The organism is Methylocystis echinoides (assembly GCF_040687965.1).
GTDB lineage: Bacteria > Pseudomonadota > Alphaproteobacteria > Rhizobiales > Beijerinckiaceae > Methylocystis > Methylocystis echinoides_A.
The window spans coordinates 2,696,842-2,723,247 of the sequence record NZ_CP156084.1; the positions used below are offsets into that span (position 1 = coordinate 2,696,842).

Annotated in this window: 26 protein-coding genes; 24 read left to right on the forward strand and 2 right to left on the reverse strand. The window is 65.1% G+C overall.

What is annotated here, in order from left to right; genetic code table 11:
• The first annotated feature begins 28 nt into the window (after window positions 1-28).
• The 20 genes from RVU70_RS13115 (at window position 29) to RVU70_RS13210 (ending at window position 20,008) form a co-directional block, all read left to right on the forward strand.
• Window positions 29-850, forward strand: coding sequence for an ATP12 family protein (locus RVU70_RS13115; protein ID WP_363346955.1), 822 nt, complete (start codon window positions 29-31; stop codon window positions 848-850).
• A gap of 183 nt (window positions 851-1,033) precedes the next feature.
• Window positions 1,034-1,399: an NADH-quinone oxidoreductase subunit A gene (locus RVU70_RS13120; RefSeq protein ID WP_363346957.1), complete on the forward strand. Its 366-nt coding sequence runs from the start codon at window positions 1,034-1,036 to the stop codon at window positions 1,397-1,399.
• Window positions 1,390-1,974: an NADH-quinone oxidoreductase subunit B family protein gene (locus RVU70_RS13125; protein ID WP_363346959.1), complete on the forward strand. Its 585-nt coding sequence runs from the start codon at window positions 1,390-1,392 to the stop codon at window positions 1,972-1,974. Before RVU70_RS13120 ends, RVU70_RS13125 begins: the two co-directional genes overlap by 10 nt.
• A gap of 68 nt (window positions 1,975-2,042) precedes the next feature.
• Window positions 2,043-2,645, forward strand: a complete 603-nt coding sequence (locus tag RVU70_RS13130; protein ID WP_363346961.1) for an NADH-quinone oxidoreductase subunit C — start codon at window positions 2,043-2,045, stop codon at window positions 2,643-2,645.
• 11 nt (window positions 2,646-2,656) lie between these two features.
• Window positions 2,657-3,877, forward strand: coding sequence for an NADH-quinone oxidoreductase subunit D (locus tag RVU70_RS13135; protein ID WP_363351332.1), 1,221 nt, complete (start codon window positions 2,657-2,659; stop codon window positions 3,875-3,877).
• A complete protein-coding gene (nuoE, locus tag RVU70_RS13140; protein WP_363346962.1) occupies window positions 3,877-4,485 on the forward strand; it encodes an NADH-quinone oxidoreductase subunit NuoE in 609 nt (202 codons plus the stop codon). The genes RVU70_RS13135 and nuoE overlap by 1 nt, the downstream gene beginning before the upstream one ends.
• Window positions 4,486-4,503: 18 nt before the next feature.
• Window positions 4,504-5,808 carry an NADH-quinone oxidoreductase subunit NuoF gene (gene nuoF, locus RVU70_RS13145; protein WP_363346964.1) on the forward strand — a complete coding sequence of 435 codons (1,305 nt, stop codon included), beginning with the start codon at window positions 4,504-4,506 and terminating at the stop codon, window positions 5,806-5,808.
• Window positions 5,809-5,845: 37 nt separating this feature from the next.
• A complete protein-coding gene (nuoG, locus tag RVU70_RS13150; protein WP_363346966.1) occupies window positions 5,846-7,906 on the forward strand; it encodes an NADH-quinone oxidoreductase subunit NuoG in 2,061 nt (686 codons plus the stop codon).
• Between the two features lie 31 nt (window positions 7,907-7,937).
• Window positions 7,938-8,960 (forward strand): NADH-quinone oxidoreductase subunit NuoH, encoded by a 1,023-nt coding sequence (gene nuoH / locus RVU70_RS13155; RefSeq protein ID WP_405044884.1) that lies wholly within the window; start codon window positions 7,938-7,940, stop codon window positions 8,958-8,960.
• A 9-nt stretch (window positions 8,961-8,969) separates the two neighbouring features.
• On the forward strand, window positions 8,970-9,458 hold the full coding sequence (nuoI, locus tag RVU70_RS13160; RefSeq protein WP_363346970.1) for an NADH-quinone oxidoreductase subunit NuoI: 489 nt from the start codon (window positions 8,970-8,972) through the stop codon (window positions 9,456-9,458).
• Window positions 9,459-9,513: 55 nt separating this feature from the next.
• A complete protein-coding gene (locus RVU70_RS13165; RefSeq protein WP_363346971.1) occupies window positions 9,514-10,116 on the forward strand; it encodes an NADH-quinone oxidoreductase subunit J in 603 nt (200 codons plus the stop codon).
• A 13-nt stretch (window positions 10,117-10,129) separates the two neighbouring features.
• Window positions 10,130-10,438 carry an NADH-quinone oxidoreductase subunit NuoK gene (nuoK, locus tag RVU70_RS13170; RefSeq protein WP_036287502.1) on the forward strand — a complete coding sequence of 103 codons (309 nt, stop codon included), beginning with the start codon at window positions 10,130-10,132 and terminating at the stop codon, window positions 10,436-10,438.
• A 9-nt stretch (window positions 10,439-10,447) separates the two neighbouring features.
• Complete coding sequence (gene nuoL, locus RVU70_RS13175) at window positions 10,448-12,532, forward strand: NADH-quinone oxidoreductase subunit L (protein WP_363346974.1); 2,085 nt, start codon at window positions 10,448-10,450, stop codon at window positions 12,530-12,532.
• Window positions 12,532-14,040 carry an NADH-quinone oxidoreductase subunit M gene (locus tag RVU70_RS13180; protein ID WP_363346976.1) on the forward strand — a complete coding sequence of 503 codons (1,509 nt, stop codon included), beginning with the start codon at window positions 12,532-12,534 and terminating at the stop codon, window positions 14,038-14,040. The genes nuoL and RVU70_RS13180 overlap by 1 nt, the downstream gene beginning before the upstream one ends.
• A gap of 13 nt (window positions 14,041-14,053) precedes the next feature.
• Window positions 14,054-15,490, forward strand: a complete 1,437-nt coding sequence (nuoN, locus tag RVU70_RS13185; protein ID WP_363346978.1) for an NADH-quinone oxidoreductase subunit NuoN — start codon at window positions 14,054-14,056, stop codon at window positions 15,488-15,490.
• Window positions 15,491-15,503: 13 nt separating this feature from the next.
• Window positions 15,504-16,280 carry a biotin--[acetyl-CoA-carboxylase] ligase gene (locus tag RVU70_RS13190; RefSeq protein ID WP_363346980.1) on the forward strand — a complete coding sequence of 259 codons (777 nt, stop codon included), beginning with the start codon at window positions 15,504-15,506 and terminating at the stop codon, window positions 16,278-16,280.
• Window positions 16,277-17,950, forward strand: coding sequence for a ribonuclease J (locus tag RVU70_RS13195; RefSeq protein ID WP_363346982.1), 1,674 nt, complete (start codon window positions 16,277-16,279; stop codon window positions 17,948-17,950). Before RVU70_RS13190 ends, RVU70_RS13195 begins: the two co-directional genes overlap by 4 nt.
• Window positions 17,951-18,013: 63 nt before the next feature.
• Window positions 18,014-19,159: a DNA cytosine methyltransferase gene (locus RVU70_RS13200; protein ID WP_363346984.1), complete on the forward strand. Its 1,146-nt coding sequence runs from the start codon at window positions 18,014-18,016 to the stop codon at window positions 19,157-19,159.
• A gap of 15 nt (window positions 19,160-19,174) precedes the next feature.
• Window positions 19,175-19,585 (forward strand): very short patch repair endonuclease, encoded by a 411-nt coding sequence (locus tag RVU70_RS13205; RefSeq protein ID WP_363346986.1) that lies wholly within the window; start codon window positions 19,175-19,177, stop codon window positions 19,583-19,585.
• A 117-nt stretch (window positions 19,586-19,702) separates the two neighbouring features.
• Window positions 19,703-20,008 carry a hypothetical protein gene (locus RVU70_RS13210; protein ID WP_363346988.1) on the forward strand — a complete coding sequence of 102 codons (306 nt, stop codon included), beginning with the start codon at window positions 19,703-19,705 and terminating at the stop codon, window positions 20,006-20,008.
• Between the two features lie 58 nt (window positions 20,009-20,066).
• Here the strand turns inward: RVU70_RS13210 and efp are convergent, their stop codons facing one another.
• The gene (gene efp, locus RVU70_RS13215) at window positions 20,067-20,636 is read right to left on the reverse strand and encodes an elongation factor P (protein ID WP_363346990.1); all 570 of its coding nucleotides are present in this window, start codon (window positions 20,634-20,636) and stop codon (window positions 20,067-20,069) included.
• Between the two features lie 168 nt (window positions 20,637-20,804).
• Between efp and epmA the strand changes: the two genes are divergently transcribed.
• Window positions 20,805-21,842, forward strand: coding sequence for an EF-P lysine aminoacylase EpmA (gene epmA / locus RVU70_RS13220; protein WP_363346992.1), 1,038 nt, complete (start codon window positions 20,805-20,807; stop codon window positions 21,840-21,842).
• A gap of 3 nt (window positions 21,843-21,845) precedes the next feature.
• Here the strand turns inward: epmA and RVU70_RS13225 are convergent, their stop codons facing one another.
• Window positions 21,846-22,049: a hypothetical protein gene (locus RVU70_RS13225; RefSeq protein WP_363346994.1), complete on the reverse strand. Its 204-nt coding sequence runs from the start codon at window positions 22,047-22,049 to the stop codon at window positions 21,846-21,848.
• Between the two features lie 183 nt (window positions 22,050-22,232).
• Here RVU70_RS13225 and RVU70_RS13230 point away from each other — a divergent pair, with 183 nt between their 5' ends.
• From RVU70_RS13230 to RVU70_RS13240, 3 genes are read left to right on the forward strand one after another with little or no spacing between them, the layout of a single operon-like run.
• Window positions 22,233-23,282, forward strand: a complete 1,050-nt coding sequence (locus RVU70_RS13230) for a lysine-2,3-aminomutase-like protein (RefSeq protein ID WP_363346996.1) — start codon at window positions 22,233-22,235, stop codon at window positions 23,280-23,282.
• Between the two features lie 41 nt (window positions 23,283-23,323).
• Entirely contained in the window at window positions 23,324-26,011 is a 2,688-nt protein-coding gene (locus RVU70_RS13235) for a DUF3772 domain-containing protein (protein WP_363346998.1), read from the forward strand.
• Window positions 26,008-26,313 (forward strand): hypothetical protein, encoded by a 306-nt coding sequence (locus RVU70_RS13240; RefSeq protein WP_363347000.1) that lies wholly within the window; start codon window positions 26,008-26,010, stop codon window positions 26,311-26,313. The genes RVU70_RS13235 and RVU70_RS13240 overlap by 4 nt, the downstream gene beginning before the upstream one ends.
• Window positions 26,314-26,406: the final 93 nt, after the last annotated feature.

The following is a 26,406-nucleotide window of genomic DNA, read 5'->3' on the forward strand; positions in this document are numbered from 1 at the left end:
CCCGACCCTCGCTTCCAGGAGCTGAGAAATGCCCCAAGACCCAACCGGCTTCGACGCCGACTTCTTCGTCCCCGAGAGCGAGCGCGACCCGGTGAAGGCGGCGCGCGACCCCGCGCGGCCGTTGCCGAAGCGCTTCTACAAGGAGGCGACCGTCGGCGCGGAGGCGAACGGCTTCTCAATTCTGCTCGACGGGCGCCCGGTGAATACGCCGGCCAAGCGCCGGCTCGTCGTGCCCTCGCGACGGCTCGCCGAGGCCATGGCCGCGGAATGGGCCGCGCAGGGGGAGACGATCGACCCGGCGAGCATGCCGCTCACCCGTCTGGTGAATACGGCGCTCGACGGCGTGGCGCAGCAAATGGCCGAAGTCGAGGCCGAACTCGTCAGATACGCGGGCTCCGACATGCTCTGCTACCGCGCCGGGGAGCCGGAGAGCCTTGTTGCGGCGCAGTCGGCCGCCTGGGACCCGCTGCTCGCCTTCGCCCGCGACAAGCTCGGCGCAAGGCTGGCGCTGGCGGAAGGGGTGATGTTTACGGCGCAGCCCGAAGAATCGGTCGCCGCGCTCGGTCGCGCCGTGCGCGCCTTTGTCGGCGAGGGGCAGGGGGCCCCGCTGCGGCTCGCGGCGCTGCACGTCATGACGACTCTGACCGGCTCGCTGATTCTCGCGCTCGCCAAGGCATTGAATGAAATAGACCTTGCGACGGCCTGGGGGGCCGCCCATATCGACGAGGACTTTCAGATGCGGGCCTGGGGCGCCGACCCTGAGGCGCTGGCGCGCCGGGAGGCGCGGTTCGCCGAGATGACGGCGGCCGCCTTCCTTGCGGACACCCTCGCGGAAGGCCGGGAGCCGTAAGCCGCCGCCGGCGCGGGCCAACCCTGCGACGAAATCGACATAACTGCGGACCAGCCGTCCTTGTCTCTTGCTTTGCACAAGGGGCTTTGTTACGGAACCCGCGGCCTGGAGCTTTTCTAAGGTGGAGCTCCCAAGAAAGCGGCCCTCGCCCCGCCGCACCGTCGGACCGACCGGACACGACCCATGCCGATGCTGCTCGAACAATACATGCCGCTGGTGATTTTCATCGCGCTCTCCGCGATCATCTCCGGCGCGCTGCTCGTCGCGCCCTTCCTGCTCGCCTTCAAGGCGCCCGATCCGGAGAAGCTCTCCGCCTATGAGTGCGGCTTCAATCCGTTCAACGATTCGCGCATGAAATTCGACGTGCGCTTCTATCTCGTGTCGCTGCTCTTCATCGTGTTCGATCTCGAAGTGGCCTTTCTCTTTCCCTGGGCCGTCGCCTTCAAGGAGGCCGGGGCCTTCGGTTTCTGGTCGATGATGGTTTTCCTCGGCGTGCTGACCGTCGGATTCGTCTATGAGTGGCGCAAGGGAGCGCTGGAATGGGATTGATCACGAACCAGGGCGGGACGCTCGTCGCCCCGCAGCCCAAGGGCCTCATCGATCCGCGCACCGGCAAGCCGGTGGGCTCGGACGACCCGTTCTTTTTGCAGATCAACGAAGAGCTCGCCGACAAGGGCTTCTTCGTCACGGCGACGGACGACGTCATCAACTGGGCGCGCACGGGCTCGCTGATGTGGATGACCTTCGGCCTCGCCTGCTGCGCAGTGGAGATGATCCAGGCGGCCATGCCGCGCTACGATCTCGAGCGCTTCGGCTTCGCGCCGCGCGCGAGCCCACGCCAGTCGGACTGCATCATCATCGCCGGCACGCTGACCAACAAGATGGCCCCGGCGCTGCGTAAGGTCTATGACCAGATGCCGGAGCCTCGCTACGTCATCTCCATGGGCTCCTGCGCCAATGGCGGCGGCTATTACCACTATTCCTATTCGGTGGTGCGCGGCTGCGACCGCGTGATTCCCGTCGACGTGTACGTTCCGGGCTGCCCGCCGTCGGCGGAGGCGCTGGTCTACGGCATGCTGCTGTTGCAGAAGAAGATCCGCCGCACGGGCACGATCGAGCGGTGAGTGTTTCCCTCTTCCCGCGGGCGGGAAGAGGGCGCGTGGCGACGCGCGGGCTTAAGGGAAAGTGACGGATGTCGGCTGAACTGGAAACTCTCGGCGCGCGGATCAGCGGCGCTCTTCCCGGCGCGGTCACGGGCGCGAAGGTCGCTTACGGCGAACTCACGCTCACGATCGCGCGTGACCGCTGGATCGACGTCGCAACCTATCTGCGCGACGATCCGGAATGCCTCTTCGTCAATTTCATCGACGTGACGGCGGCGGATTATCCCGAGCGTGATGAGCGCTTCGAGGTCGTGGCGCATTTTCAGTCGCCGAAACACAATCGCCGCATCCGCATCAAGACGCCGGCGGCCGAAGAGACGCCCGTCGCCTCGCTGGTCCCGCTCTTTCCCGGCGCCGACTGGTACGAGCGCGAGACCTACGATCTATTCGGCGTGATCTTCTCGGGCCATCCGGACCTGCGCCGCATCATGACCGACTATGGCTTCGACGGCCATCCGCTGCGCAAGGACTTCCCGATGACGGGCTATGTCGAGGTGCGCTACGACGACGAGCGCAAGCGCGTCGTCTATGAGCCCGTGCGCCTCCAGCAGGAATACCGCAACTTCGATTTCCTCTCGCCGTGGGAGGGCGTGCAATACGACCTGCCCGGCGACGAGAAGGCGAGCAAGTGAGCGCGTCGCAGATGAACGATCTAACAGCCGCCCCCGCCAAGCCCGACTCCCAGGGTCTGCGCAACTTCAACATCAACTTCGGCCCGCAGCATCCGGCTGCGCACGGCGTTCTGCGCCTGATCCTCGAACTCGACGGCGAAGTCGTCGAGCGCGTCGATCCGCATGTGGGCTTCCTGCACCGCGGCACCGAGAAGCTGATGGAGGCGCGCACCTATCTGCAGAACGTGCCTTACTTCGATCGGCTCGACTATTGCGCGCCGATGAATCAGGAGCACGCCTTCTGCCTTGCGATCGAGCGCCTGCTCGACGTGGAAGTTCCGCGCCGCGGTCAGCTCATTCGCGTTCTCTACGCCGAGATCGGCCGCCTGCTGTCGCATCTCCTGAATGTCACCTCGCAGGCGATGGACGTCGGCGCGCTGACCCCGCCGCTGTGGGGCTACGAAGAGCGCGAAAAGCTCATGGTGTTCTATGAGCGCGCTTCCGGCGCGCGCATGCACGCGAATTATTTCCGTCCGGGCGGCGTCGCGCGCGATCTGCCCGACCAGCTCGTCGAGGACATCGGCGCCTTCTGCGATCCCTTCCTCAAGGTCTGCGACGATCTCGAAGAGCTCTTCATCGAGAACCGCATCTTCAAGCAGCGCAACGTCGACATCGGCGTGATTTCGCTCGAAGACGCATGGAAGTGGGGCTTTTCGGGCGTCATGGTGCGCGGCTCCGGCGCCGCCTGGGACCTGCGCAAGGCGCAGCCCTACGAGTGCTATGAGGAGATGGAATTCGACATCCCCGTAGGCAAGAACGGCGACTGCTACGACCGCGCGGTGATCCGCATGGAGGAGATGCGGCAGTCGACCTACATCATCAAGCAGTGCGTCGAGAAGCTGATGCGCGCCGACGGCCGTGGCCCCGTGCTCACGCCCAACCACAAGATCACGCAGCCCTCGCGCGGCGAGATGAAGCGCTCCATGGAGGCGCTCATCCATCACTTCAAACTTTTCACCGAAGGCTTCCACGTGCCCGCCGGCGAGGTCTATGCGGCGGTCGAAGCCCCCAAGGGCGAATTCGGCGTCTATCTGGTGTCGGACGGCGGCGACAAGCCGTATCGCTGCAAGATCCGCGCGCCGGGCTTCGCGCATCTCGCGTCCATGGATTTCATGTGTAAGGGCCACATGCTCGCCGACGTCTCGGCGATCCTCGGCTCGCTCGATATCGTCTTCGGGGAGGTCGATCGCTAATGTCCGTCCGTCGTCTCGCCGAGAACCAGCCCGAGAGCTTCGAGTTCACGCCTGAAAACAAGGCGTGGCTCGAAAAGCAGATCGCCAAATATCCCGACGGCCGTCAGGCCTCCGCGGTCGTGCCGGCCCTGTGGCAGGCGCAGAAGCAGAACGATTACTGGCTGCCGCAGAAGGCGATCGAGAAGGTCGCTGAAACGTTGGGCATGCCGAAGATCCGCGTGCTCGAGGTCGCGACCTTCTACACGATGTTCAACCTCGAGCCGGTTGGCAAATTTTACATCCAGCTGTGCGGCACCACGCCCTGCATGCTGTGCGGCTCGGACGATCTCATCAAGGTCCTGGAACGCCGAGTCGGCCCGCAGCGCAAGGTGACGGCCGACGGTCTGTTCTCCTGGCTCGAAGTCGAATGTCTGGGGGCCTGCTGCAACGCGCCCATGGTGCAGATCAACGACGATTACTACGAAGACCTCACCGCCGAGAGCTTCGAGAAGCTGCTCGACGATCTCGCCGCCGGCCGCCCGGTGAAGACCGGCTCCCAAAAGGGCCGCGTTTCCTCGGAGCCCGAGGGCGGGCTGACGAGCCTCACCTCGCTCTACAGCCAGAAATAAGCGGAGGGGAAAGACATCATGCTCTCCGATTCAGATCGCATTTTCACAAATCTTTACGGCCTCGGCGACCGGTCGCTGGCGGGCGCCCGGGCGCGCGGCCAGTGGGACAACACCAAGGCGCTGCTCGCCAGGGGCCGCGACAAGATCATCGAAGAGGTGAAGGCGTCGGGCCTGCGCGGCCGCGGCGGCGCCGGCTTCTCGACGGGCCTCAAATGGTCCTTCATGCCCAAGGACGTCGACCCCAAGCGCCCGCATTATCTCGTCATCAACGCCGACGAGTCGGAGCCCGGCACCTGCAAAGACCGTGAGATCATGCGCAACGACCCGCATACGCTGGTCGAGGGCGCGCTGGTCGCGAGCTACGCCATGGGCGCGCACGCCTGCTATATTTACGTGCGCGGCGAATTCATCGCGGAGCGCGTCGCGCTGCAGAAGGCGGTCGACGAGGCCTATGAGGCCAACCTCATCGGCAAGAACAATGTCCACGGCTATCCATTCGACCTCTACGTTCATCATGGCGCCGGCGCTTACATCTGCGGCGAGGAGACCGCGCTGATCGAGAGCCTCGAAGGCAAGAAGGGCATGCCGCGCCTGAAGCCGCCGTTCCCAGCCAATGTCGGCCTTTACGGCTGCCCGACGACGGTGAACAACGTCGAATCGATTGCGGTCGTCCCCACCATCCTGCGGCGCGGTCCGGCCTGGTTCGCCGGCATCGGCAAGCCCAACAACACCGGCACCAAGCTCTTTTCGATTTCCGGCCACGTCAACCGGCCCTGTAATGTCGAAGAGGCGATGTCGATCTCCTTCCGCGAATTGATCGACGCCCATTGCGGCGGCGTCCGCGGCGGTTGGGACAATCTCCTCGCGGTCATTCCGGGCGGCTCGTCGGTGCGCTGCGTGCCGGCGCATCAGATCATCGATTGCCCGATGGACTTCGACAGCCTGGTGAAGCTCGGCTCGGGCCTCGGCACGGCGGCGGTGATCGTCATGGACAAATCCACGGACATCATCCGCGCCATCGCGCGGCTCGCTTATTTCTACAAGCACGAGAGCTGCGGCCAGTGCACGCCCTGCCGCGAAGGCACCGGCTGGATGTATCGCGTCGTGCAGCGCATGGTCGAAGGCCGCGCCCACAAAAAAGAGATCGATATGCTTTTCGACGTGTCGAAGCAGATCGAGGGCCACACCATTTGCGCGCTCGGCGACGCGGCCGCCTGGCCGATCCAGGGCCTCATCGCGCATTTCCGCGACGTGATCGAGCAACGCATCGATCAATATTCGGCCAATCCGCATCCGGAGCCCGTGCGCGAGGCGGCGGAATGATCATGAACAAGCGCATTACGACTTCGGAGAGAGCGAAGTGACAAAGATTCTCGTCGACGGCGTCGAAGTGGACGTTCCGGGAGAGTTCACGCTTCTCCAGGCTTGCGAGCAGGCGGGCGCCGAGGTGCCGCGCTTCTGCTATCACGAGCGCCTGTCCATCGCCGGCAATTGCCGCATGTGCCTCGTCGAGGTAAAGGGCGGTCCGCCCAAGCCGCAGGCCTCCTGCGCCATGTCGGTCAAGGATCTGCGTCCCGGCCCGAACGGCGCGCCGCCGGAAGTCTTCACCAAATCGCCCATGGTGAAGAAGGCGCGCGAAGGCGTGATGGAGTTTCTGCTCGTCAACCATCCGCTCGACTGCCCGATCTGCGATCAGGGCGGCGAATGCGATCTTCAGGATCAGGCGCTGGCCTTCGGCGGCGACTCGTCGCGTTTCCATGAAAACAAGCGCGCCGTCGAGGACAAATATATCGGCGTTCTCGTCAAGACCGAGATGAACCGCTGCATCCACTGCACGCGTTGCGTCCGCTTCACCGCCGAAGTCGCGGGCACGGGCGACATGGGCGCCATCGGCCGCGGCGAGGATATGGAGATTACGACTTACCTCGAAAGCGCGATGACCTCGGAGCTTCAGGGCAATGTCGCCGATCTCTGCCCGGTTGGCGCGCTGCTGCCGAAGCCGCAGAGCTTCCGCGCGCGTCCGTGGGAATATCAGAAGACCGAGACCGTCGACGTCATGGACGCGCTCGGCTCGGCGATCCGCGTCGACTCGCGCGGCCGCGAAGTGATCCGCATTCTGCCGCGCGTCAACGACCTCGTGAACGAGGAATGGATCTCAGACAAGACGCGCCAGATTGTCGACGGTCTGAAGACGCAGCGTCTGGATCGCCCCTATGTGCGCGAGAACGGCCGGCTACGTCCGGCGACGTGGCAGGAGGCCTTCGCCGCCATCGCCGCGAAGCGCAAGACGACGGCGCCCGCGCGGACTGGCGCGATTGTTGGCGACCTTGCGGCGGTCGAAGAGACCTTTGCGCTGAAGCTGCTCATGCAGCAGCTCGGTTCGCCCAATCTGGACTGCCGGCAGGACGGGGCCAAGCTCGATCCGAAATTCGGCCGCGCGTCGTATCTTTTCAATGCGACTGTCGCCGGCATCGATCACGCGGACGCGCTGCTCGTCGTCGGCGCTAATCCGCGCAAGGAGTCGCCCGTTCTCAACGCCCGCATCCGCAAGCGCTGGCTGAAAGGCGACTTCAAGATTTCCGTCATCGGCGAGAAGGCGGATCTCACCTACGACTACGATTACCTCGGCGCGGGCGCGGACTCGCTGCTGCGATTCATTCAGGAAGGCAAGCCCGTCGGCAAGCTTCTGGTGATCGTGGGGCAGGGCGCCATTTCGCGTCCCGACGGCGACGCCATTCTGGCCCTTGCCGCCCAGGCTGCGCAAAAGCTCGGGGGCGTCAGCGACGGCTGGAACGGCTTCTCCATCCTGCATACGGCGGCGTCGCGCGTCGGCGCGCTCGATCTCGGCTGCACGCCCGGCGCCGGCGGCCTGGACGCCGAGGCCATGGCCAAGGCGGGGGCGCTCGATCTGCTGTTCAACCTCGGCGCCGATGAGATCGCGATCGCCCCGGGCGCCTTCGTCGTCTACATCGGCACGCATGGCGACCGCGGCGCGCATCGCGCGGACGTGATCCTGCCTGGCGCCGCCTATACCGAGAAGTCGGGTCTCTACGTCAATACCGAGGGCCGCGTGCAGCTTGCGTCGCGCGTCGTCTTCCCGCCGGGCGAGGCCCGCGAAGACTGGGCGATCCTGCGCGCGCTGTCGGCGGTCCTGGGTCAGGCGCTGCCCTTCGACTCGCTTGCAGAATTGCGCAAGAAGCTCGTCCTGGAGCACCCGCATTTCGCGCGCATCGACCAGATCGAGGCCGGCCAGGCGGGCGATATCGGCAAGCTCGCCAATCATCCCGCGGTCGCCATGAAGGACCCCTTCGTTGCGGCGATCGGCGATTTCTATCTCACCAATCCGATCGCGCGCGCCTCGGCGGTCATGGCGGAATGCTCGGCCCTCGCGCAGGGCCGGCTGAAGCAGGCGGCGGAATAGGAGCGATCACGTGTCAGAAGCCTGGAACGCCATAACGGCCTATCTCGCGGAGAGCCCCGTTCTGCTCGCGATCATCAAGAGTGTGCTGATCGCGGTCGTGCTGCTGATCTATGTGGCCTACGTCATTCTGGCGGACCGCAAGATCTGGGCGGCCGTGCAGCTGCGCCGCGGCCCGAACGTCGTCGGCCCCTGGGGACTGCTGCAGAGCTTCGCCGACTTCATCAAGTTCGCGCTGAAGGAGCCGGTGATTCCGGACACGGCGAACAAGGGCGTCTTCCTGTTCGCGCCCTTCATCATGGCGACGCTCTCCATCGCCGCCTGGGCGGTGATGCCCGTTGCGGACGGCTGGGTCGTCGGCGACATCAATGTCGGCATTCTTTATATTTTCGCGCTGTCGTCGCTCGGCGTTTATGGCGTCATCATGGGCGGCTGGGCGTCGAACTCGAAATACCCCTTCCTGTCGGCGCTGCGTTCGGCGGCGCAGATGGTGTCGTACGAAGTCTCCATCGGCTTCGTCATCATCACCGTGCTGCTCTGCGCCGGGTCGCTGAATCTGACGGAGATCGTGCGGGCGCAGGACACGCCCTATGGCATGGCCGGCTGGTATTGGCTGCGCCTGTTCCCGATGTTCATCATCTTCTTCGTTTCGGCGCTCGCTGAAACGAACCGACCGCCCTTCGACCTCGTCGAAGCCGAGTCCGAGCTCGTCGCGGGCTTCATGATCGAATATTCGGCGACGCCTTACGTGCTGTTCATGCTCGCCGAATATGTCGCGATCTGCACCATGTGCGCGCTGCTGACGATCCTTTTCTTCGGCGGCTGGCTGCCGCCGGCCAACATCGCGCCCTTCACCTGGGTGCCGGGCGTGATCTGGTTCATCCTGAAGGTCAGCTTCTTCTTCTTCTTCTTCGCCATGGTGAAGGCCTTCGTCCCGCGCTACCGCTACGATCAGCTGATGCGTCTGGGCTGGAAGGTCTTCCTGCCGATCTCGCTGGCCATGGTGATTATCGTCGCCGCCGTGCTGCAGTTTGGCGGCGGAGCTGTCGCGAGCTAAGGGCCCGTCATGAGACTAGACCAAGCCGCCAAGTCGCTTTTCCTCTCCGAGTTCGTCGGCGCCTTCCTGCTGTCGATGCGCTACTTCTTCAAGCCGAAGGCGACGATCAACTATCCGCACGAGCGCAATCCGCAGTCGCCGCGGTTCCGCGGCGAGCACGCGCTGCGCCGCTATCCCAATGGCGAGGAGCGATGCATCGCCTGCAAGCTCTGCGAGGCGATCTGCCCGGCGCAGGCGATCACCATCGAGGCCGGCCCGCGCCGCAATGACGGCACCCGCCGGACGACGCGCTACGACATCGACATGGTGAAGTGCATCTATTGCGGCTATTGCCAGGAGGCCTGCCCGGTCGACGCCATCGTCGAGGGGCCGAACCAGGAATTCGCGACGGAAACGCGCGAGGAGCTCTATTACACCAAGGAGCGCCTGCTCGAGAACGGCGCACGCTGGGAACGCGAGATCGCGCGCAACATCGCGCTGGATTCGCCCTACCGGTAACAAACGAACGCGAGCCGCGGCTCACGCCGCGCGCTCAATACGAGAGGATGAGGCCGTGGCGGCTGTATTTTTCTACATCTTCGCGACGATCATGATCGCGTCGGCCAGCGTGGTGATCTTCGCCCGCAATCCGGTGCATTCGGTGCTGTTTCTCATCCTCGCCTTCTGCAACGGCGCGGGTCTCTTCCTGCTCGCGGGCGCGGAATTCCTGGCCATGATCTTGATCGTGGTCTATGTCGGCGCCGTGGCGGTGCTGTTCCTCTTCGTCGTCATGATGCTCGACGTGGACTTCGCCGAGCTCAAGCAGGGCTTCGCCAAATATCTCCCGGTTGGCGCCGCAGTTGGCGTCGTCGTGCTCGCCGAACTCGGCATGGTCGCGGTCGGCTGGCAACCAGCCGAGAATGCGAAGGCTTTGCTGGAGACGCCGATCGCCGCCAATGTCTCCAACACGGCGGCGCTGGGGCAGGTGCTCTATACAAAATACGTGATCTTCTTCCAGGCGTCTGCGCTGGTGCTGCTCACCGCCATGATCGGCGCAATTGTGCTGACGCTGCATCACAAGCCCAACGTCAAGCGCCAGAAGATCGACGAACAGAACGCGCGCAACCGCAAGAACGTGATCGAGATCAAGAAGGTCCCGTTCCGGACCGGCGTCTAACGAGGAAGCTTACATGACCATCGGCCTCACGCATTACCTCGTCGTCGCCGCGATCCTGTTCACGCTCGGCGTGGCCGGCATCATCCTGAACAGGAAGAACATCATCGTCATCCTCATGTCGGTGGAGTTGATCCTTCTGTCGGTGAACCTGAACTTCGTCGCCTTCTCGCAGTCGCTCGGCGATCTCGTCGGCCAGGTGTTCGCGCTCTTCGTGCTCACCGTCGCCGCTGCGGAGGCCGCCATCGGCCTCGCGATCCTCGTCGCCTTCTATCGCAACCGCGGCACCATCGCGGTCGAAGACATCAATTCCTTGAAGGGCTGATCCAAAGCGATGATCCAAGCAATCGTCTTCCTGCCGCTGCTCGGCTTCCTGATCGCTGGCGCCTTCGGGCGGAAGATCGGGCCGCGCCCTTCGGAGCTCGTCACGACGGGCCTGCTCTTCGCCTCGGCCGCGATGTCGTGGATCGTCTTCTTCGACGTGGCGCTGGGTCATAATCACGGCTTCACGCCGGTTCTCGGCAATTGGATGACCGTCGGCGCCCTCAAGGTCGACTGGGCGTTGCGCGTCGATACGCTGACGGCCGTCATGCTGGTCGTCGTCACCACCGTGTCGAGCCTCGTGCATCTCTATTCGGTCGGATACATGCACGAAGATCCGTCGCGGCCGCGCTTCTTCGCCTATCTGTCGCTCTTCACCTTCGCCATGCTGATGCTGGTGACGGCCGATAATCTGGTGCAGATGTTCTTTGGCTGGGAGGGGGTCGGTCTCGCCTCCTATCTGCTCATCGGCTTCTGGTACGAAAAGCCCTCGGCCTGCGCCGCCGCGATCAAGGCCTTCGTCGTCAACCGTGTCGGCGATTTCGGCTTCGCGCTCGGCATCTTCCTCGTCTTTCAGCTCACGCAGTCGCTGAGCTTCAACGAAGTTTTCGCCGCGGTTCCGGGCCTCGAGGGCAAGCCGATTCATGTTTTCGGCCTCGACGTCGACGCGCTGACGATCGCCGCCTTCCTGCTGTTCATCGGCGCGATGGGCAAATCGGCGCAGTTCTTCCTGCACACCTGGCTTCCGGACGCGATGGAGGGCCCGACGCCGGTCTCCGCGCTCATCCACGCCGCCACCATGGTGACCGCCGGCGTGTTCATGGTGGCGCGGCTGTCGCCGATCTTCGAACATGCGCCCGCCGCGCTCGAATTCGTGACGCTGATCGGCGCGGTCACCGCCTTCTTCGCGGCGACGGTCGGCCTCGTCCAAAACGACATCAAGCGCGTGATCGCCTATTCGACCTGTTCGCAGCTCGGCTATATGTTCGTCGCCGAAGGCGTCGGGGCCTATTCCCTCGGCATCTTCCACCTGTTCACCCACGCCTTCTTCAAGGCCCTGCTGTTCCTGGGCGCCGGCTCGGTGATCCATGCGATGCACCATGAGCAGGACATGCGCAACATGGGCGGGCTGCGCAAGGACATTCCCTTCACCTTCGCCATGATGACGATCGGCACGCTGGCGCTCACCGGCTTCGGCATCCCGCACACCGAGATCGGCACTGCCGGCTTCTTCTCGAAGGACGGGATCATCGAAGCGGCCTATGCCGCGGGCGAGCACAGCACGGCGGCATGGCTCGGCTTCGTCTCGACGGTGGTCGCGGCCGGTCTGACGTCCTTCTATTCCTGGCGTCTCGTGTTCATGACCTTCTTCGGTCACCGCGCGACCCATGAGATCCCGGAGAGTCACGCGGAAGACGAGCCGACCGCAGCCGCCCTCGCTCATCCCCAGGGCGCGGATAGCCACGCCCATGCGCATCACGACGACCATGCGCATCAAGACGACCACGGCCATCATGGCCATGGCGATCATGCGCCACACGAGTCGCCGGTCGCCATGTTGATCCCGCTGGCCGTTCTGGCGCTCGGCGCCATCGGCGCAGGCTATCTCTTCGAGCCCTATTTCGCCGGCCACGACTACAATGAATTCTGGAAGGGCGCGCTGTTTACGGGCGAGCACAACCACATTCTCCATGCCCGTCACGAGATCCCGGGCTGGGTCGGCTTTGCGCCGTCGGCGATGATGGCGCTCGGTTTCCTCGTCGCACTTTACGTCTACATCCTCGCGCCCGGCACGGCGCAGAAGCTGGCGGAAGCGCTGCCGCGCCTCTACCGGTTCCTGCTCAACAAGTGGTATTTCGACGAGCTCTACGACGCCATCTTCGTGCGGCCCGCCTTCAAGATCGGGCGGCTGTTCTGGAAGGGCGGCGACGGCGCCATCATCGACGGGCTCGGCCCTGACGGCGTCGCCGCGCGCGTGGCCGACGGCGCGCGCATCGCGGTGCGCCTGCAGACGGGATACATCTACAACTATGCTTTCGCCATGCTGATCGGCGTCGCCGCCATCGTCACTTGGTTCGTCGCCGGAGGGCTTCGCTGATGTTCGGGTTCGGCATTCTATCCGGCCTTACCTTTCTGCCGCTGGTTGGCGCCGCGTTCCTGCTGACGCAGCGGGGCGAGGATGAAGCGACGCTGCGGAATATCCGCTGGGCGACGCTTTTGACGACGCTCGCGACCTTTGCGCTCTCCCTCTATGTCTGGATGGGCTTCGATCCGTCGAACGCCGCCTTCCAGTTCGTCGAGGAGAAGAACTGGTTCGGCTCTGGGCTGAGCTACAAGATGGGCGTCGACGGCTTCTCCATGCCGCTGCTGCTGCTCACGACCTTCGTCATGCCCTTCGCGATCCTGGCGTCCTTCGAGTCGGTCACGAAGCGTGTGCAAGAATATATGATCGCTTTCCTCGTGCTCGAGACGCTGATGATCGGCGTGTTCTGCGCGCTGGATCTCGTGCTGTTCTACCTCTTCTTCGAGGGCGGCCTCATTCCGATGTTCCTCATCATCGGCATCTGGGGCGGCAAGCGCCGCGTCTATGCGAGCTTCAAGTTCTTTCTCTACACGCTCGCCGGTTCGCTGCTCATGCTCATCGCGATCCTTGCGATGTACAATCAGGCGCACACCACCGACATCACGGTGCTGCTCAAGACCGATTTCCCCAAGGAAATGCAGACCTGGCTGTGGCTCGCCTTCTTCGCCTCTTTCGCGGTGAAGATGCCGATGTGGCCGGTGCACACCTGGCTCCCTGACGCGCACGTCGAGGCGCCGACGGCAGGCTCGGTGATCCTGGCGGCGATCCTACTGAAGATGGGCGGCTACGGCTTCATCCGCTTCTCGCTGCCGATGTTCCCCGACGCGTCGGTCTCCTTCGCGCCGCTGGTCTATGCGATGTCGGTCATCGCCATCGTCTACACCTCGCTCGTGGCGCTGGTGCAGGAAGACATCAAGAAGCTCATCGCCTATTCGTCGGTCGCTCACATGGGCTATGTGACCATGGGCCTCTTCACGATGAATGCGCAGGGCGTGCAGGGCGCGATGTTCCAGATGATCTCGCACGGCTTCGTGTCGGGCGCGCTCTTCCTTTGCGTCGGCGTCATCTACGACCGCATGCACACCCGCGAGATCGCCGCCTATGGCGGGCTCGTCAACCGCATGCCGATCTACGCCTTCGTCTTTATGCTCTTCACCATGGCCAATGTCGGCCTGCCGGGCACGACGGGGTTCATCGGCGAGTTCCTTTCGCTCGCTGGAGCGTTCAAAGCCAATAGCTGGGTGGCGCTTTTCGCGACGAGCGGCGTCATCTTCTCGGCGGCCTATGCGCTCTATCTCTACCGCCGCGTCGTCTTCGGCGCGCTGGAGAAGGCGAGCCTGAAGGACATGGTGGACCTCACGCCCCGCGAGATCGCGATTTTCGCCCCCCTCGTGCTGCTGACGGTCTACTACGGCGTGCTGCCGGGGCAGATCCTGGCCTCGACGCAAGCGTCGGTCGACAATCTCATCCAATCGCATACGGCGCTGCTCGATGCGGTGAAGCTCGCCGCCGCCGGCCACTGACGGACAGCCTCAAATGTCTTTCCTCGCAGAACTCGCGCTTCACTTCCTTCCCGAGGTCATCCTCGCCGTCGGCGTGATGGTCCTGATCCTCATTGGCGCCTGGCGCGGCGAGCGCGGCTTCAGCCTCGTCGACGAACTGGCGGTCGGGGTTCTCGGCCTTGCGTTGCTCGCCATCGTGCTCTCCACCAAGGGGGGAGATACGGCGGTCTTCGACGGCGCCTTTATCGACGACGCCTTTTCGCGCTTCGTCAAGGCCCTGACGCTCATCGGCGCCATGGCGTCGATCCTGATGTCCGTCGACTGGCTGCAACGCAACGGCCTCGAGAAGTTCGAATATCCGGTCCTCGTGATCCTTTCGACGCTCGGCATGATGCTGCTGATCTCGGCTGACAACCTGATCGCGCTCTATCTCGGCCTCGAACTGATGTCACTCGCGCTTTATGTGATGGCGGCCTTCGCGCGCGACGACGGACGCGCCTCCGAGGCTGGCCTGAAGTATTTTGTGCTCGGCGCGCTTTCTTCCGGCATGATGCTCTATGGCTCGTCGCTGCTCTATGGCTTTTCCGGCACCGTGTCCTTTGAAGGCATCGCCCAGGCGGTGACCAATTCGCCGCCGGTCGGCGTGATCTTCGGCCTTGTCTTCGTGCTTGCGGGCCTCGCGTTCAAAATGTCGGCTGCGCCGTTCCATATGTGGACGCCCGACGTCTACGAGGGCGCGCCGACCCCGGTCACGGCCTTCTTCGCCTCGGCCGCTAAGATGGCCGCCGTCGCCATCACCGTCCGCGTGGTGATCACCGCTTTCCCCGCGATCACCGTGCAGTGGCGGCAGATCATCGTGTTCCTGGCCATCGCCTCGACGCTGCTCGGCTCCTTCGCCGCCATCGGCCAGAACAACATCAAGCGGCTGATGGCCTATTCCTCGATCGGCCACATGGGCTTCGCGCTCATCGGCCTCGCGGCCGGAAATGAGGCGGGCGTGAAGGGCGTGATCATTTATCTCGCCGTCTATCTGGTGATGACGCTCGGCTCCTTCGCGGCGATCCTCGCCATGCGCGTCAATGGCAGAAACGTCGAGAAGATTGCGGATCTGGCCGGCCTGTCGCGCACCAATGGCGTGATGGCCTTCTTTCTGGCCATGCTGATGTTCTCGCTCGCGGGCATTCCGCCGCTCGCCGGCTTCTTCGCGAAATATTACGTGCTGCTCGCCGCCGTGGACGCCGGCCTCTATCCGCTCGCCGTCATCGGCGTGCTCGCGAGCGCCGTGGCCGCCTTCTATTATCTGCGGGTCGTCAAGGTGATGTATTTCGACGAGCCGGCCCCCGGTTTCGATCGCTCGCCGCTCGCGATTCGCGGCGTGCTCGCGGTCTCCACCATCGCCATGCTTGGCTTCTGGCTCTATCCGGCTCCGCTCATGGACGCCGCGAGCGCCGCCGCCAAGTCGCTGTTCTAAACGAGGCGCGCGCGTGCAATTGGGTCCCATTGCGCGCGCGCGGGGCGTCCGACTTCTGGCGCTCGAGGCGATCGACTCCACCAATGACGAAGCGCGCCGGCTGATCGAGACCGGCGAGCGCGGCCCGCTCTGGATCGTCGCTGCGCGGCAGACGAAAGGCCGCGGGCGGCTGGGACGCGAATGGATTTCGCCTCCGGGCAATTTATATGCGAGTTTCATTTTCGGGGATTTTTCGCAGACCCGCCTCGCGCCGGAACTGGGTTTCGTCACAGGCGTCGCTGTCGTCAGAGCCCTGCGGGCGACAGCCGGGCAGAGAGATTTCAAATTGAAATGGCCGAACGACATGCTTTTTGACGGCGCCAAGCTCGGCGGAATTCTCCTCGAGGGCGTCGGCGCGGGCGTTGCGCCCCTCGCCATTATCGGCGTTGGCCTCAACGTGTCTCAGGCGCCGGAGGATATGCCTTATCCTGCGCGCGCGCTCGCCGCCCTCGGCGCGGCGGCGCCATCCGCGGGCGCCGTCTTCGCCGCGTTCTCGGACGCGCTCTGCGAGGCGCTCGACCTTTGGCAGGGCGGCGAAGGGTTTGCGGCGATCCGCGACGAATGGCTGCGCTCGGCGTCGGGGCTCGGGGAAACCATCCGGGTCGCGCTGACGTCGGAGATCGTCGAAGGTCGATTTGACACGATCGACGCCGCGGGGCGGCTCGTGCTGGAGACGGCCGACGGGCGCCGGGTCATCGAAGCGGGAGACGTGCTCATTGGCCCGCGCGCGGCCCAAGGAGCGCGCGCATGACCGCGACCGCCGAAGCAAATTTCGTTTTCGTCCCTTTCGGCGGCGTCGGCGAGATCGGGATGAATCTCGCCCTTTACGGCTATGGGCCGCCGCGGGCGCGCAAATGGCTGATGGTCGATTGCGGTTTGGGCTTTCCGGGCGCCGACCTTCCGGGCATCGACGTGGTTTTCCCGGACATCGCCTTCGTCGAGAAAATCGCCAGGGATCTCGTCGCCATCTGCATTACCCATGCGCATGAGGACCATATCGGCGCGCTGGCCACGCTCTGGCCCAAGCTCAAGTGCAAGGTTTATGCGACGCCCTTCGCGGCGGGGCTTCTCGAGGTGCGACGGCTGAACGAACCGGGCGCGCCGAAGATCGATATTCTCACTGTGCAGGCCGGCGCCGTTCTCGACCTCGAGCCGTTCACGGTCGAATATATCGCCGTGGCGCATTCCATCCCGGAGGCCAATGCGCTGGCCATTCGCACGCCGCTCGGCACGGCGCTGCACACGGGCGATTGGAAGATCGACCCCGAACCCGGCGTCGGCAATCGCATCGACGAGGCGCGGCTGCGCGCGCTCGGCGACGAGGGCGTCGACGTTCTCATCTGCGACTCGACCAATATCCTGCGCGAAGGCGACAGTTTCTCGGAGAGCGACGTCGCCCGCGTGCTGAAGCCGCTCATTGCCGAGGCGCCGGGCCGCGTGCTGGTGACGACCTTCGCCTCCAACGTCTCGCGCCTGCGCGCGATCGCCGAGGCGGCGCAAGCGTGCGGCCGCACGGTCGTCGTCGCCGGGCGCGCCATGGATCGCGTCGTACAGGTCGCGCGCGACTGCGGTTTTCTCGACGGACTGCCGGGTTTTCACGCGCCGGAGATGCTCCCGAATCTGCCGCGCGAGAAAACCGTCGTCATCGCCACGGGCAGCCAGGGGGAGCCGCGCGCCGCCATGATGCGCGCCTCGCAAAATGATCACCCCTCGATCAAGCTCGTCTCCGGCGATCGCGTGATCTTCTCCTCGCGCACCATCCCCGGCAATGCGCGCGAGGTGCATCGCGTCATCAATAATCTTTGCAATCTGGGCGTCGAGGTCATTACTGACCACGACCATCTGGTGCATTGCTCGGGCCATCCGCGCCGCGGAGAGGTGCGGCAGATGTATGAGTGGGTGCGCCCGAAAAGCGCAGTGCCCGTGCATGGCGAGGCCCATCATCTCACCCAGCATGTCGCCTTCGCGAAATCCTGCGGAGTGGCGCATGTGGTCTCCGCCCGCGACGGCCACATGGTGCAGCTCCTGCCGGGGCCGCCCGCCATCATCGATGAAGTGCCGCATGGCCGCCTGCTCAAGGATGGCGACGTCGTCGTCAAGGAAGACGACGGGGCGGTGCGCGAACGTAACAAGCTGGCCTTTGCGGGCGTCGTGTCCATCGCGCTGGCCGTCGACAAAAAAGGCGAGCTCGTCGGCGATCCGGACGTCGTCTTCGCCGGCGTGCCAAAGAAAGGCAAGTTCGGCGAAGAGATGGGCGAGGTCATCGACGAGGCGCTGTTCGCGACCTTCGAAGGCCTGCCGCGCGCCCGCCGCCGCGACCCCGACTCGGTGTCGACCGCGATCGAGCGCTCGGTGCGCGGCGCGGTGAGCTCGGTGTGGGGCAAGAAGCCGATCGTGCATGTGATGGTGGTCTCGGCCTGATCGCCTGCGTTTGGGTTTTTCAGCCCAAGGGCTAAACTGCGCCCGGGACAGACGAGTCGGGGCATGAGCGGCAAACCGGGCTTCTACGAATTCTTCGCCGGCGGCGGCATGGCGCGCGCCGGGCTCGGGCCGGGCTGGACCTGCCTGTTCGCCAATGATTTCGACGCGAAGAAAGCCGCGAGCTATCGGCTCAATTGGGGCGGCGAAGCGCTGCATGTCGGCGACGTGGCCAAGGTCACGACCGAACAGTTGCCGGGGCAGGCCGATCTCGTCTGGGCGTCTTTCCCTTGTCAGGATCTGTCGCTCGCGGGGGCGGGGGCGGGGCTCAAGGGCGAGCGCTCGGGAACGTTCTGGCCGTTTTGGGGACTGATGACGGCGCTGCGCGCCGAGGGCCGGGGACCCAAGACCATCGTTCTCGAAAATGTCTGCGGGGCGCTGACCTCGCATAAGGGGAAGGATTTTCAGTCGATTTGCGCGGCACTTGCCGAAGCGGGCTATCGCTTCGGCGCGCTCGTTATCGACGCCGCGCTGTTTCTTCCGCAATCGCGGCCGAGGTTGTTTATCATCGCCGTGCGCAACGACGTGGCGATCCCCGCCGCGTTGACGGGCCATGCGCCAAAGCCGCCCTTCCACACGAAGGCGCTGCAAACGGCTCATGCGCATCTGGACGCCAGGCTAAGGGCCGTCTGGCTGTGGTGGCGCTTGCCAGAGCCGCCGATAAGAAACACGAGGCTTCTGGAGATCATCGAAGATGCGCCTGCCGATGTGTCGTGGCATAGCGCGGCGGAGACGCGCGCCCTCATCGGGATGATGAGCGAGGTCAATCTGGCGAAGATCGAGGAGGCCAAGCGCGCGGGTCGTCGAATGGTGGGCACGCTCTATCGGCGCACGCGTTATCAGGCCGGCAAGAAGCTCCAGCGGGCGGAGGCGCGTTTCGACGATATTGCGGGCTGCCTGCGCACCCCGGCGGGCGGCTCCAGCCGGCAGTTCGTGTTGCTGGTCGAGGCGGGCAAAGTGCGTTCACGGCTCATGTCGGGGCGCGAGACCGCGCGGCTGATGGGCCTTGCCGACGAGTACGCGTTGCCCCGGACGTATAACCAGACTTATCATCTGACGGGAGACGGAGTCGCCGTCCCAGTCGTGCGGCACATTGCGGCGCATTTGATCGAACCCTTGCTCCTCGCCAGCGTCGCGCGGGAAGCGGCGTAGATCTGCGCTGTGACAATGGCGGCCAAGGAAACCCCCGCCCAACGCTCCGCCGTCATGCGCGCGGTGAAATCGCGCGACACCTCGCCCGAACGCGCCGTGCGCAAGCTGTTGCGCGCTTTTGCCCCCGGTTACCGGCTGCATCGAAAGGACGTTCCGGGGAACCCGGACATCGCTTATCTCGGGCGCAAACAGGCGATCTTCGTGCACGGCTGTTTCTGGCACGGACACGACTGCGCACGCGGGGCGCGCATGCCGAAGGCCAACGCCGAGTATTGGCGCGCCAAGATCGCGCGCAATCGCGCCCGCGACGCGGCGCATGGCGCGCGTCTGGCTGAACTCGGCTGGCGCGCGCTCACCGTCTGGGAATGCGAATTGAAAGACAAAGGCGCGTTGGAAAAGAAGCTGCGCGCCTTCCTGCGCGCCTGAAGGCGTAAAATTTGAATGTTTCCCTGCGATCGACCTTAACGCTGCGCGCCGATTACTCGGGCGGCGCGGCGCGCGCGTTGCTATGGTTCGCGCAACCTGATGGCAGGAGTGGAGGCCATGTTCGTTTTGGCTTTGACCTCATTTGGAGTCAGCCAGAGATTGCTGACTTATTCGCGCATGTCCGACGCGCTGGCGCGGGCGGCCATGACGCCGTCGACGGAGGCGGACAAAGCGCAAATTTATAAAGTGCCGAGCGTCGACGATAAGCACGCAGACCCGTCGATCGCCGGTTTGAGCAGAGGCGTGTTCGTTGGCGCAGTCGACAACACGCAGCTCGATCCGATCGAAGAGACGCGCGGCGCGCAGACGGCGAAAGCGCAGCTCCTGGCCGCGATGGCTCCGGGCATGCTGAACGACGAATGAAAAAGCCGCCGGGCCATGAGGCGCGGCGGCTTGTCCGAAAGCCGATAAAGAGGCGCCTTTAGTCCTTGGCGCGCTCGACGTAGCTGCCGTCTTCCGTCTGGATGACGACGCGCGTGCCGCTCTGAATATGCGGCGGGACCATCACGCGAGCGCCGTTCGAGAGCTTCGCGGGCTTGTAAGAGGATGACGCCGTCTGGCCCTTCATGGCGGGCTCCGTCTCGACGATCTCGAGCGTCACGCGCTGCGGCAGTTGGATCGCAACCGCCTGGCCGTTGAACATGGAGAGGATGCACTGCATCCCTTCCTGCAGCCACTGCGCCTGATCGCCGATCGCGTCCGCCGGCACCGCGACCTGCTCGTAGCTCGCCTGGTTCATGAAGTGATAGCCGTCGTCGTCATTGTAGAGGAAGCTGTAGTCCTGATCCTCGACGAAAGCGCGCTCGACCTGCTCCGTGGTCTTGTAGCGGTCGGAGACCTTCACGCCGTCCGAGAGGCGGCGCATGTCGATCTGGGTCGTCGGCGTGCCCTTGCCGGGAAAAAAGCTTTCGGCGGTCAAAACGACGTAGAGCTGCCCATCCTCACGCTCAATAATGTTGCCCTTGCGAATCGAGCTGGCGATGACTTTCACAGGTTCGGTTCCTTCATTGCCGGCGGCCGCGCCGGCTCGCGTTCATTGCCGGCCACGGCCGGGCTGGTCTATGAACGGGGTAAGACCATATTTCGCGCGCCTCGGCAAATCCCGCCGCAAGCAGCACGATCGCATTTTGTCGCGACCGGGACGCGCTCGGGAGGCTTCATGACGCTCGCTTCGCCCTGGTGGGCACGGGATGTTTACGCCGATCGCAAGCCTTTTCTCAAGGCGCGCGGCGCGATAACGGCGGCCACGCGGCGATTTTTCGCGGCCGAAGGCTTTACCGAGGTGGAAACGGCAGCGTTGCAGATCTCGCCTGGCAACGAGACCCACCTTTCCGCCTTTGCGACCGAACTGATCGGGCAGGACGGCGCGAGGAGCCGCCTCTATCTCCACACTTCGCCGGAGTTTTCCTGCAAAAAGCTGCTCGCCGCAGGCGAAGAGCGGATTTTTGCTCTCGCCCGCGTGTTCCGGAACCGCGAACGCTCGGCCCTTCACCATCCCGAATTCACCATGCTCGAATGGTATCGGGCCGGCGAGCCGACGCTGCGGCTCTATGAAGATTGCGCCGGGCTCCTCGCCGCCGCGGCGCGCGCGGCCGGAGTGAGCGATTTCACTTGGCGCGGGCGCGTCTGCGATCCCTTCGCGGAGCCCGAGATTGTCACTGTTTGCGAGGCTTTCGCCGCGCATGCGAGTATCGATCTCGAGGCCTTGCTGGGCGACCGCGACGGCCTTGCCCGGGCGGCGGCGCGGGATGGGATTCGCGTCTCGGAAGACGACAGCTGGTCGGATCTGTTCAGCAAGATTTTGTCCGAAAAAGTCGAAGGCCGGCTGGGCGGCGAGCGGCCGACGATTCTGACCGATTATCCGGTCAGCGAAGCGGCGCTTGCGCGCGTCAGCGACGACGATCCGCGCTTCGCTGACCGGTTCGAGCTTTATATCTGCGGCGTGGAAGTCGCGAACGGCTTCGGCGAGCTGACCGACCCCGAGGAGCAGCGTCGCCGCTTCGAAGCGCAAATGACTGAGAAAGCCAGGGTTTACGGCGAGCGCTATCCGATCGACGAGGATTTCCTGAGGGCGCTGGCCGCGATGCCGGCGGCGTCGGGCGCAGCGCTCGGATTCGACCGGCTGGTCATGTTGGCGACCGGCGCCGAGCGCATCGAGCAAGTGCTTTGGTGCCCCGTCGCGGAACAGGGCAGTTGACGCTCAGCGGTGAAGCAGCATCACCAGCGGCACGACGCCGGCAACCGCCACGATGACGCAGGCGAGCCACACGGCCTCCAGATACGCCACGAAGGCCGACGGGTGAATTGCCGCGCTCGAATTCTGCCGCTCGATCATGAGATTTGCTGGGTTTCGGACGCGCATCCGTCGCGGCGCCGGGTTGGAGGTGAAAGAGTCGAATGTCATGGCCTGTCGCCTTTGTACTAACAGTCCATCATTTTAATAGACTAAATATCACAGGTCAATCGGTGTTTTTTGGAATTAAACAACGCAGTTTTTCTGTTGTTTAGAGAGGTGGAGAAAGGGCCGGATTGTCATTAAGAGGCTTGGGGTCACGAAGCGCCCCGCCGGCGCATCGGCCTTGGGCGAATGACGACGAAAACCCTCCGCTCCCTTTTAGATCTTGAAGCCGCCGGCCTGCTGACCTCTGTCGGGAAAGAGGATTTGCGCGCGGTCGCGGCGCGCTACAGCGTCGCCGTGACGGCCGAGGTTGCGGGGCTGGTCGACAGCGCCGATCCCGCCGATCCCATCGCCCGTCAATTCCTGCCCGACGCGCGCGAGCTCGTGATCTTGCCGCAAGAGCGCGTCGATCCCATCGGCGACGCGGCGCATAGTCCGGTTTCAGGGATCGTTCACCGTTATCCCGATCGCGTGCTCTTGAAGCTTCTTACTGTCTGTCCGGTCTATTGCCGGTTCTGCTTTCGACGCGAGACGGTGGGACACGGCAAGGGCGATGTCCTCGGCGACGCCGAGGTCGAGGCGGCGCTCGATTATATCGCTCGCACGCCACAGATTTTTGAGGTCATCCTCACCGGCGGCGATCCGCTGATGCTCTCGGCGCGCCGATTATCGGCCGTCGCGCGCCGGCTTGCCGAGATCTCGCATGTCGCCGTTTTGCGCGTGCACAGCCGCGCGCCGACGGCGGCGCCCGATCTCGTCACGCCGGAGCGTCTCGCGGCGCTGAACGAAAGCGGCAAGGCGCTTTACGTCGCGCTGCACGTCAATCACGAGCGGGAACTGTCCGCCGCCGCTCGTGCGGCGATCTTGCGCCTGCGGGCGGCGGGCGCGACGCTCCTCTCCCAGACCGTGCTGCTCGCCGGGGTGAACGACGACCCCGACGTCCTGGAACGGCTGATGCGCGCTCTATTAAGGGTGGGCGTCAAGCCCTATTACCTTCATCACCCGGACCTCGCCCCCGGCACGCGCCATTTTCGCCTCAATATTGAGGCAGGAAAGCGTCTTCACGCCGAGCTTGCACGCCGGATGACGGGGATCGGCGCGCCGGCCTATGTGCTCGACATTCCCGGCGGCTTCGGCAAGACGCCGGTCGCGGGGATGGAGCCGGATGGGGCTGGCGGTTGGCGCGTGACGGACCGCGCCGGACGCGTGCATGTCTATCGGGACGACGTCCAGGCTTAGCCTTAAGATCAACGCGATTCGAGTTCCTTTGGAGACCTGCGTTGCGCAGACTGACGCTTTTTCTGATTCTGTTCCTTGGCGCGCTGATCTCGCTCGACGCTCGCGCCGACGAGGCGCCGACTACGCTCGAGCAGGTCAATTCGAGGCTCGATCGCTCGCGCGCCGCGCTCGATGAAATTCATAAGAGCCTCGAAGACAATAACCTCTCGGACCGAGCGTTGCGCCATTTGCGCGACCGTCTCGAGCCGATGCGGCGGGAGCTCGAAGAATCGATCGACCTGCTCACCCCGCGCCTCTCCGCCGTCGAAGCGCGGCTCAAGGAGCTGGCCCCGGCGGCGAACAAGCCGGCCGAGCAGCCCGCGCCGGCTCTGGCCGCGCCGGCGGCGGCGCCGACGCCCCAGGCTCCGCAGAAGGCCGCGCCGCTGCCGCCGACGCGGCCCGCCGCGGCGAAGCCGCAGACGAAGCCCGACGCCGCCAAGGCGCAGCCCCCGCCAGCGCCGCCGCCGCAGGCCCCGGCGGCCGAATCGCAGCCGGGGTCGGCCGAGGCCAGCGCCAGCGCCGAGCTCGTCGAGCAACGCAAGGTCTTCGACGAAATCGACGCCACGCTCAAGCGCGCCCGCGCCATGCTGCTCGAGACGCGTCAGCTCTCCGTCGTCATTGTCGCCCGCCAGCGGGCGCTTTTCGCGCGGACGCTCTTCCTGCGCACGAACGGGCTGTTCTCGGTCGATCTGTGGCGCGCGGCGCTCGCCGACGCGCCGGACGTCCTGTCCGACGGCGCGTCGTTCCTGTCCGACCGTTTCGCCAATTTCGCCAGTCGGCTCGAAAGCCGGCGGGCGGAGTTCCTGGCCGTGGCGCTGGCGATTCTTCTCGCTTTGCCGCCCGCTGTTTTTCTGGCGCGGCGGGTGCTCACCCGCAATCATTCCGGGCAATCGCCCTCGCCGCTGCGTCGCGCGGCCGGGGCGGGGTGGACGGCGATCGTCGCCGCCGCCGTTCCCGTCGGCGCGGCCGCCGCTCTGGGCGCCGCGCTGGAGGGGTTCGATCTTCTCGACGCGGCGGCTGAGCCGATCTGGCGAAGCATCTTCGACGGCGTCGCCCGCATCGCCTTCGTCTATGGCGCGGCGCGCGCCGTTTTCGCTCCAAACCAGCCGGCCTGGCGCGTCATCGATCCGGGCGACAGGCTGGCGAGGCTGTTCGTGTGGCTACTGACCGCCGCCGCCGTCGTCCTGTCGTTGACCCGCTTCGCCGAGCACATCGCCGAAGTCGTGCAGGCGAGCCTGCCGGTCGTCGTGGTGACGCGCGGCGTCGGGGTGATGCTGGTCGCGTCGCTGCAGCTCGTCGCCGTCGTCTCCTTGTCGCCGCGTCGGGCGACGGCGGCGGGAGAGCCGGGCGTGACGCACGAGGGCCGCGATTGGCTCGCCGTCACGCGCCTCTTCGGCGCGCTGGGCCTGATGGTCATCGTGGGCGCCTGCGCCCTCGGCTATGTCACCTTCGCCAATTTCGTGATCTTTCAGACCGCCTGGACGGCGACCGTCGCCTTTGCGCTCTATGTCGTGGTGGTGCTGTCGGCGGGCGGCGTCGAACACGCGTTCTCCGAAAAGGGCATTCTCGGCCGCACGCTCATCTACGGGCTCGGCGTGCGGCGGGAGCAGCTGGCGCCGATCGGGGTCTTGCTCTCGGGCGTAGTCACGATCCTCGCCTGGGGCGTCGCGGCGCTCGTCGCCCTCGCCCCCTTCGGTTATGAATCCGACGACCTTGTGGCCACCATTCGCTCGGGCTTCTTCTCCTTCAAGGTCGGCGACGTCACCATCTCGCTGTCGTCGGCCGTCGCCGCGATCGGCCTGTTTCTCGTTGTGCTGGCGGCCGCCCAGGGGCTGCGCCGCTGGCTGGACACGCGCGTCCTGCCGCTGACCCGGCTCGATGTCGGGCTTCGCAGTTCGATCAACGCCACGCTCGGCTATCTCGGGGTCATCGCCGCCGCCATGGTCGCGATGTCGAGCCTGGGCATTGGCCTGGAGCGGCTCGCGATCGTCGCCGGCGCGCTGTCGGTCGGCATCGGCTTCGGCCTGCAGTCGATCGTGGGCAATTTCGTCTCCGGCCTCATCCTGCTCTGGGAGCGCGCCATTAGGGTCGGCGACTGGGTCGTCGTCGGCGACGAGCAGGGCTATGTGAAGCGGATCAATGTGCGCTCCACGGAGATCGAGACCTTCGACCGCGCCACCATGATCGTGCCGAACTCGAACCTCGTCAGCGGCGTCGTGAAGAATTGGCTGCGCGGCGATAAGGTCGGGCGCATCAAAGTGGCGTTGTCGCCGCATCCCGGCGTCGATCCCGAACAGATGCGCGACATCATGCTCGCCGCCGCCCGGGCGCAGGAGGACGTGCTGCGCATACCGGCCCCGCAGGTGATGTTCCTCGGCATGGAGGCGTCGAACTTCAAATTCGAGCTCTGGTGCTATGTCGCCGACGTCGAGAAATCGTCGCGCGTGCGCAGCGACCTGCATTTCGATCTGCACCGGCGGCTCTCCGAAGCGGGCATTAAAATGGCGGCGACGGCGGAGCCGGCCAGGACCGTCCTGCAGCTTCCCGAGCTCGACAAGCTCGCCGCCGCCGCCGCGGCCAGCGCGCTCGCCATCGAGAGCGGAATCGTGCAGCTCGCCTCGCCGGACGACTCTTCGGCGGAGGAGGCGCGGAGAAAGCCGGCAGAGGCGGAGGTCAGGGAGGAAGTTTGATCGCTTCACGACCGGTCGCAGCCCTTGTGGCGGCGCTGGCGTGCGTCGCCGGCGCCGACCTTGGGCGCGACCAGCCCTATGCGAATTATTCATGCGGGGACGGGCAGAAGCTGACGGTCATCAACGAGCGCGGCGGGACGGTTCTCGTCATGACCGGCGGCGGCGCCGTGAGATTAAGGAAGCGCGGCGCCTCTTATGCGTCCGCCGGCGGAGAGCTGCGCGGCGACGGCGGCGTCGTGACGTTCCGCATGGCGGGCCGGGCGGCCACGAGCTGTCGCCTGGTCGAACGCGGCCGGCCCTGATCTCGAGCGAGGGGGCGCGCCGTGGCCGAAAACGGGCGGGACGACGGCGTTCCTGGCGTTCGTCCTTATTTCCCCGGCGCGGCGCGCGTGTTA

Coding starts and splice junctions, on each gene's coding strand:
- nuoI (WP_363346970.1), top strand. CDS start 8,970: ATGAGACTAGACCAAGCCGCCAAGTCGCTTTTCCTCTCCGAGTTCGTC.
- nuoF (WP_363346964.1), top strand. CDS start 4,504: ATGCTCTCCGATTCAGATCGCATTTTCACAAATCTTTACGGCCTCGGC.
- RVU70_RS13125 (WP_363346959.1), top strand. CDS start 1,390: ATGGGATTGATCACGAACCAGGGCGGGACGCTCGTCGCCCCGCAGCCC.
- RVU70_RS13115 (WP_363346955.1), top strand. CDS start 29: ATGCCCCAAGACCCAACCGGCTTCGACGCCGACTTCTTCGTCCCCGAG.
- nuoL (WP_363346974.1), top strand. CDS start 10,448: ATGATCCAAGCAATCGTCTTCCTGCCGCTGCTCGGCTTCCTGATCGCT.
- RVU70_RS13205 (WP_363346986.1), top strand. CDS start 19,175: ATGGCGGCCAAGGAAACCCCCGCCCAACGCTCCGCCGTCATGCGCGCG.
- RVU70_RS13225 (WP_363346994.1), bottom strand. CDS start 22,049: ATGACATTCGACTCTTTCACCTCCAACCCGGCGCCGCGACGGATGCGC.
- RVU70_RS13230 (WP_363346996.1), top strand. CDS start 22,233: ATGACGACGAAAACCCTCCGCTCCCTTTTAGATCTTGAAGCCGCCGGC.
- RVU70_RS13210 (WP_363346988.1), top strand. CDS start 19,703: ATGTTCGTTTTGGCTTTGACCTCATTTGGAGTCAGCCAGAGATTGCTG.
- nuoE (WP_363346962.1), top strand. CDS start 3,877: ATGTCCGTCCGTCGTCTCGCCGAGAACCAGCCCGAGAGCTTCGAGTTC.
- RVU70_RS13120 (WP_363346957.1), top strand. CDS start 1,034: ATGCCGATGCTGCTCGAACAATACATGCCGCTGGTGATTTTCATCGCG.
- nuoK (WP_036287502.1), top strand. CDS start 10,130: ATGACCATCGGCCTCACGCATTACCTCGTCGTCGCCGCGATCCTGTTC.
- RVU70_RS13135 (WP_363351332.1), top strand. CDS start 2,657: ATGAACGATCTAACAGCCGCCCCCGCCAAGCCCGACTCCCAGGGTCTG.
- epmA (WP_363346992.1), top strand. CDS start 20,805: ATGACGCTCGCTTCGCCCTGGTGGGCACGGGATGTTTACGCCGATCGC.
- nuoN (WP_363346978.1), top strand. CDS start 14,054: ATGTCTTTCCTCGCAGAACTCGCGCTTCACTTCCTTCCCGAGGTCATC.
- RVU70_RS13130 (WP_363346961.1), top strand. CDS start 2,043: ATGTCGGCTGAACTGGAAACTCTCGGCGCGCGGATCAGCGGCGCTCTT.
- RVU70_RS13195 (WP_363346982.1), top strand. CDS start 16,277: ATGACCGCGACCGCCGAAGCAAATTTCGTTTTCGTCCCTTTCGGCGGC.
- RVU70_RS13200 (WP_363346984.1), top strand. CDS start 18,014: ATGAGCGGCAAACCGGGCTTCTACGAATTCTTCGCCGGCGGCGGCATG.
- RVU70_RS13180 (WP_363346976.1), top strand. CDS start 12,532: ATGTTCGGGTTCGGCATTCTATCCGGCCTTACCTTTCTGCCGCTGGTT.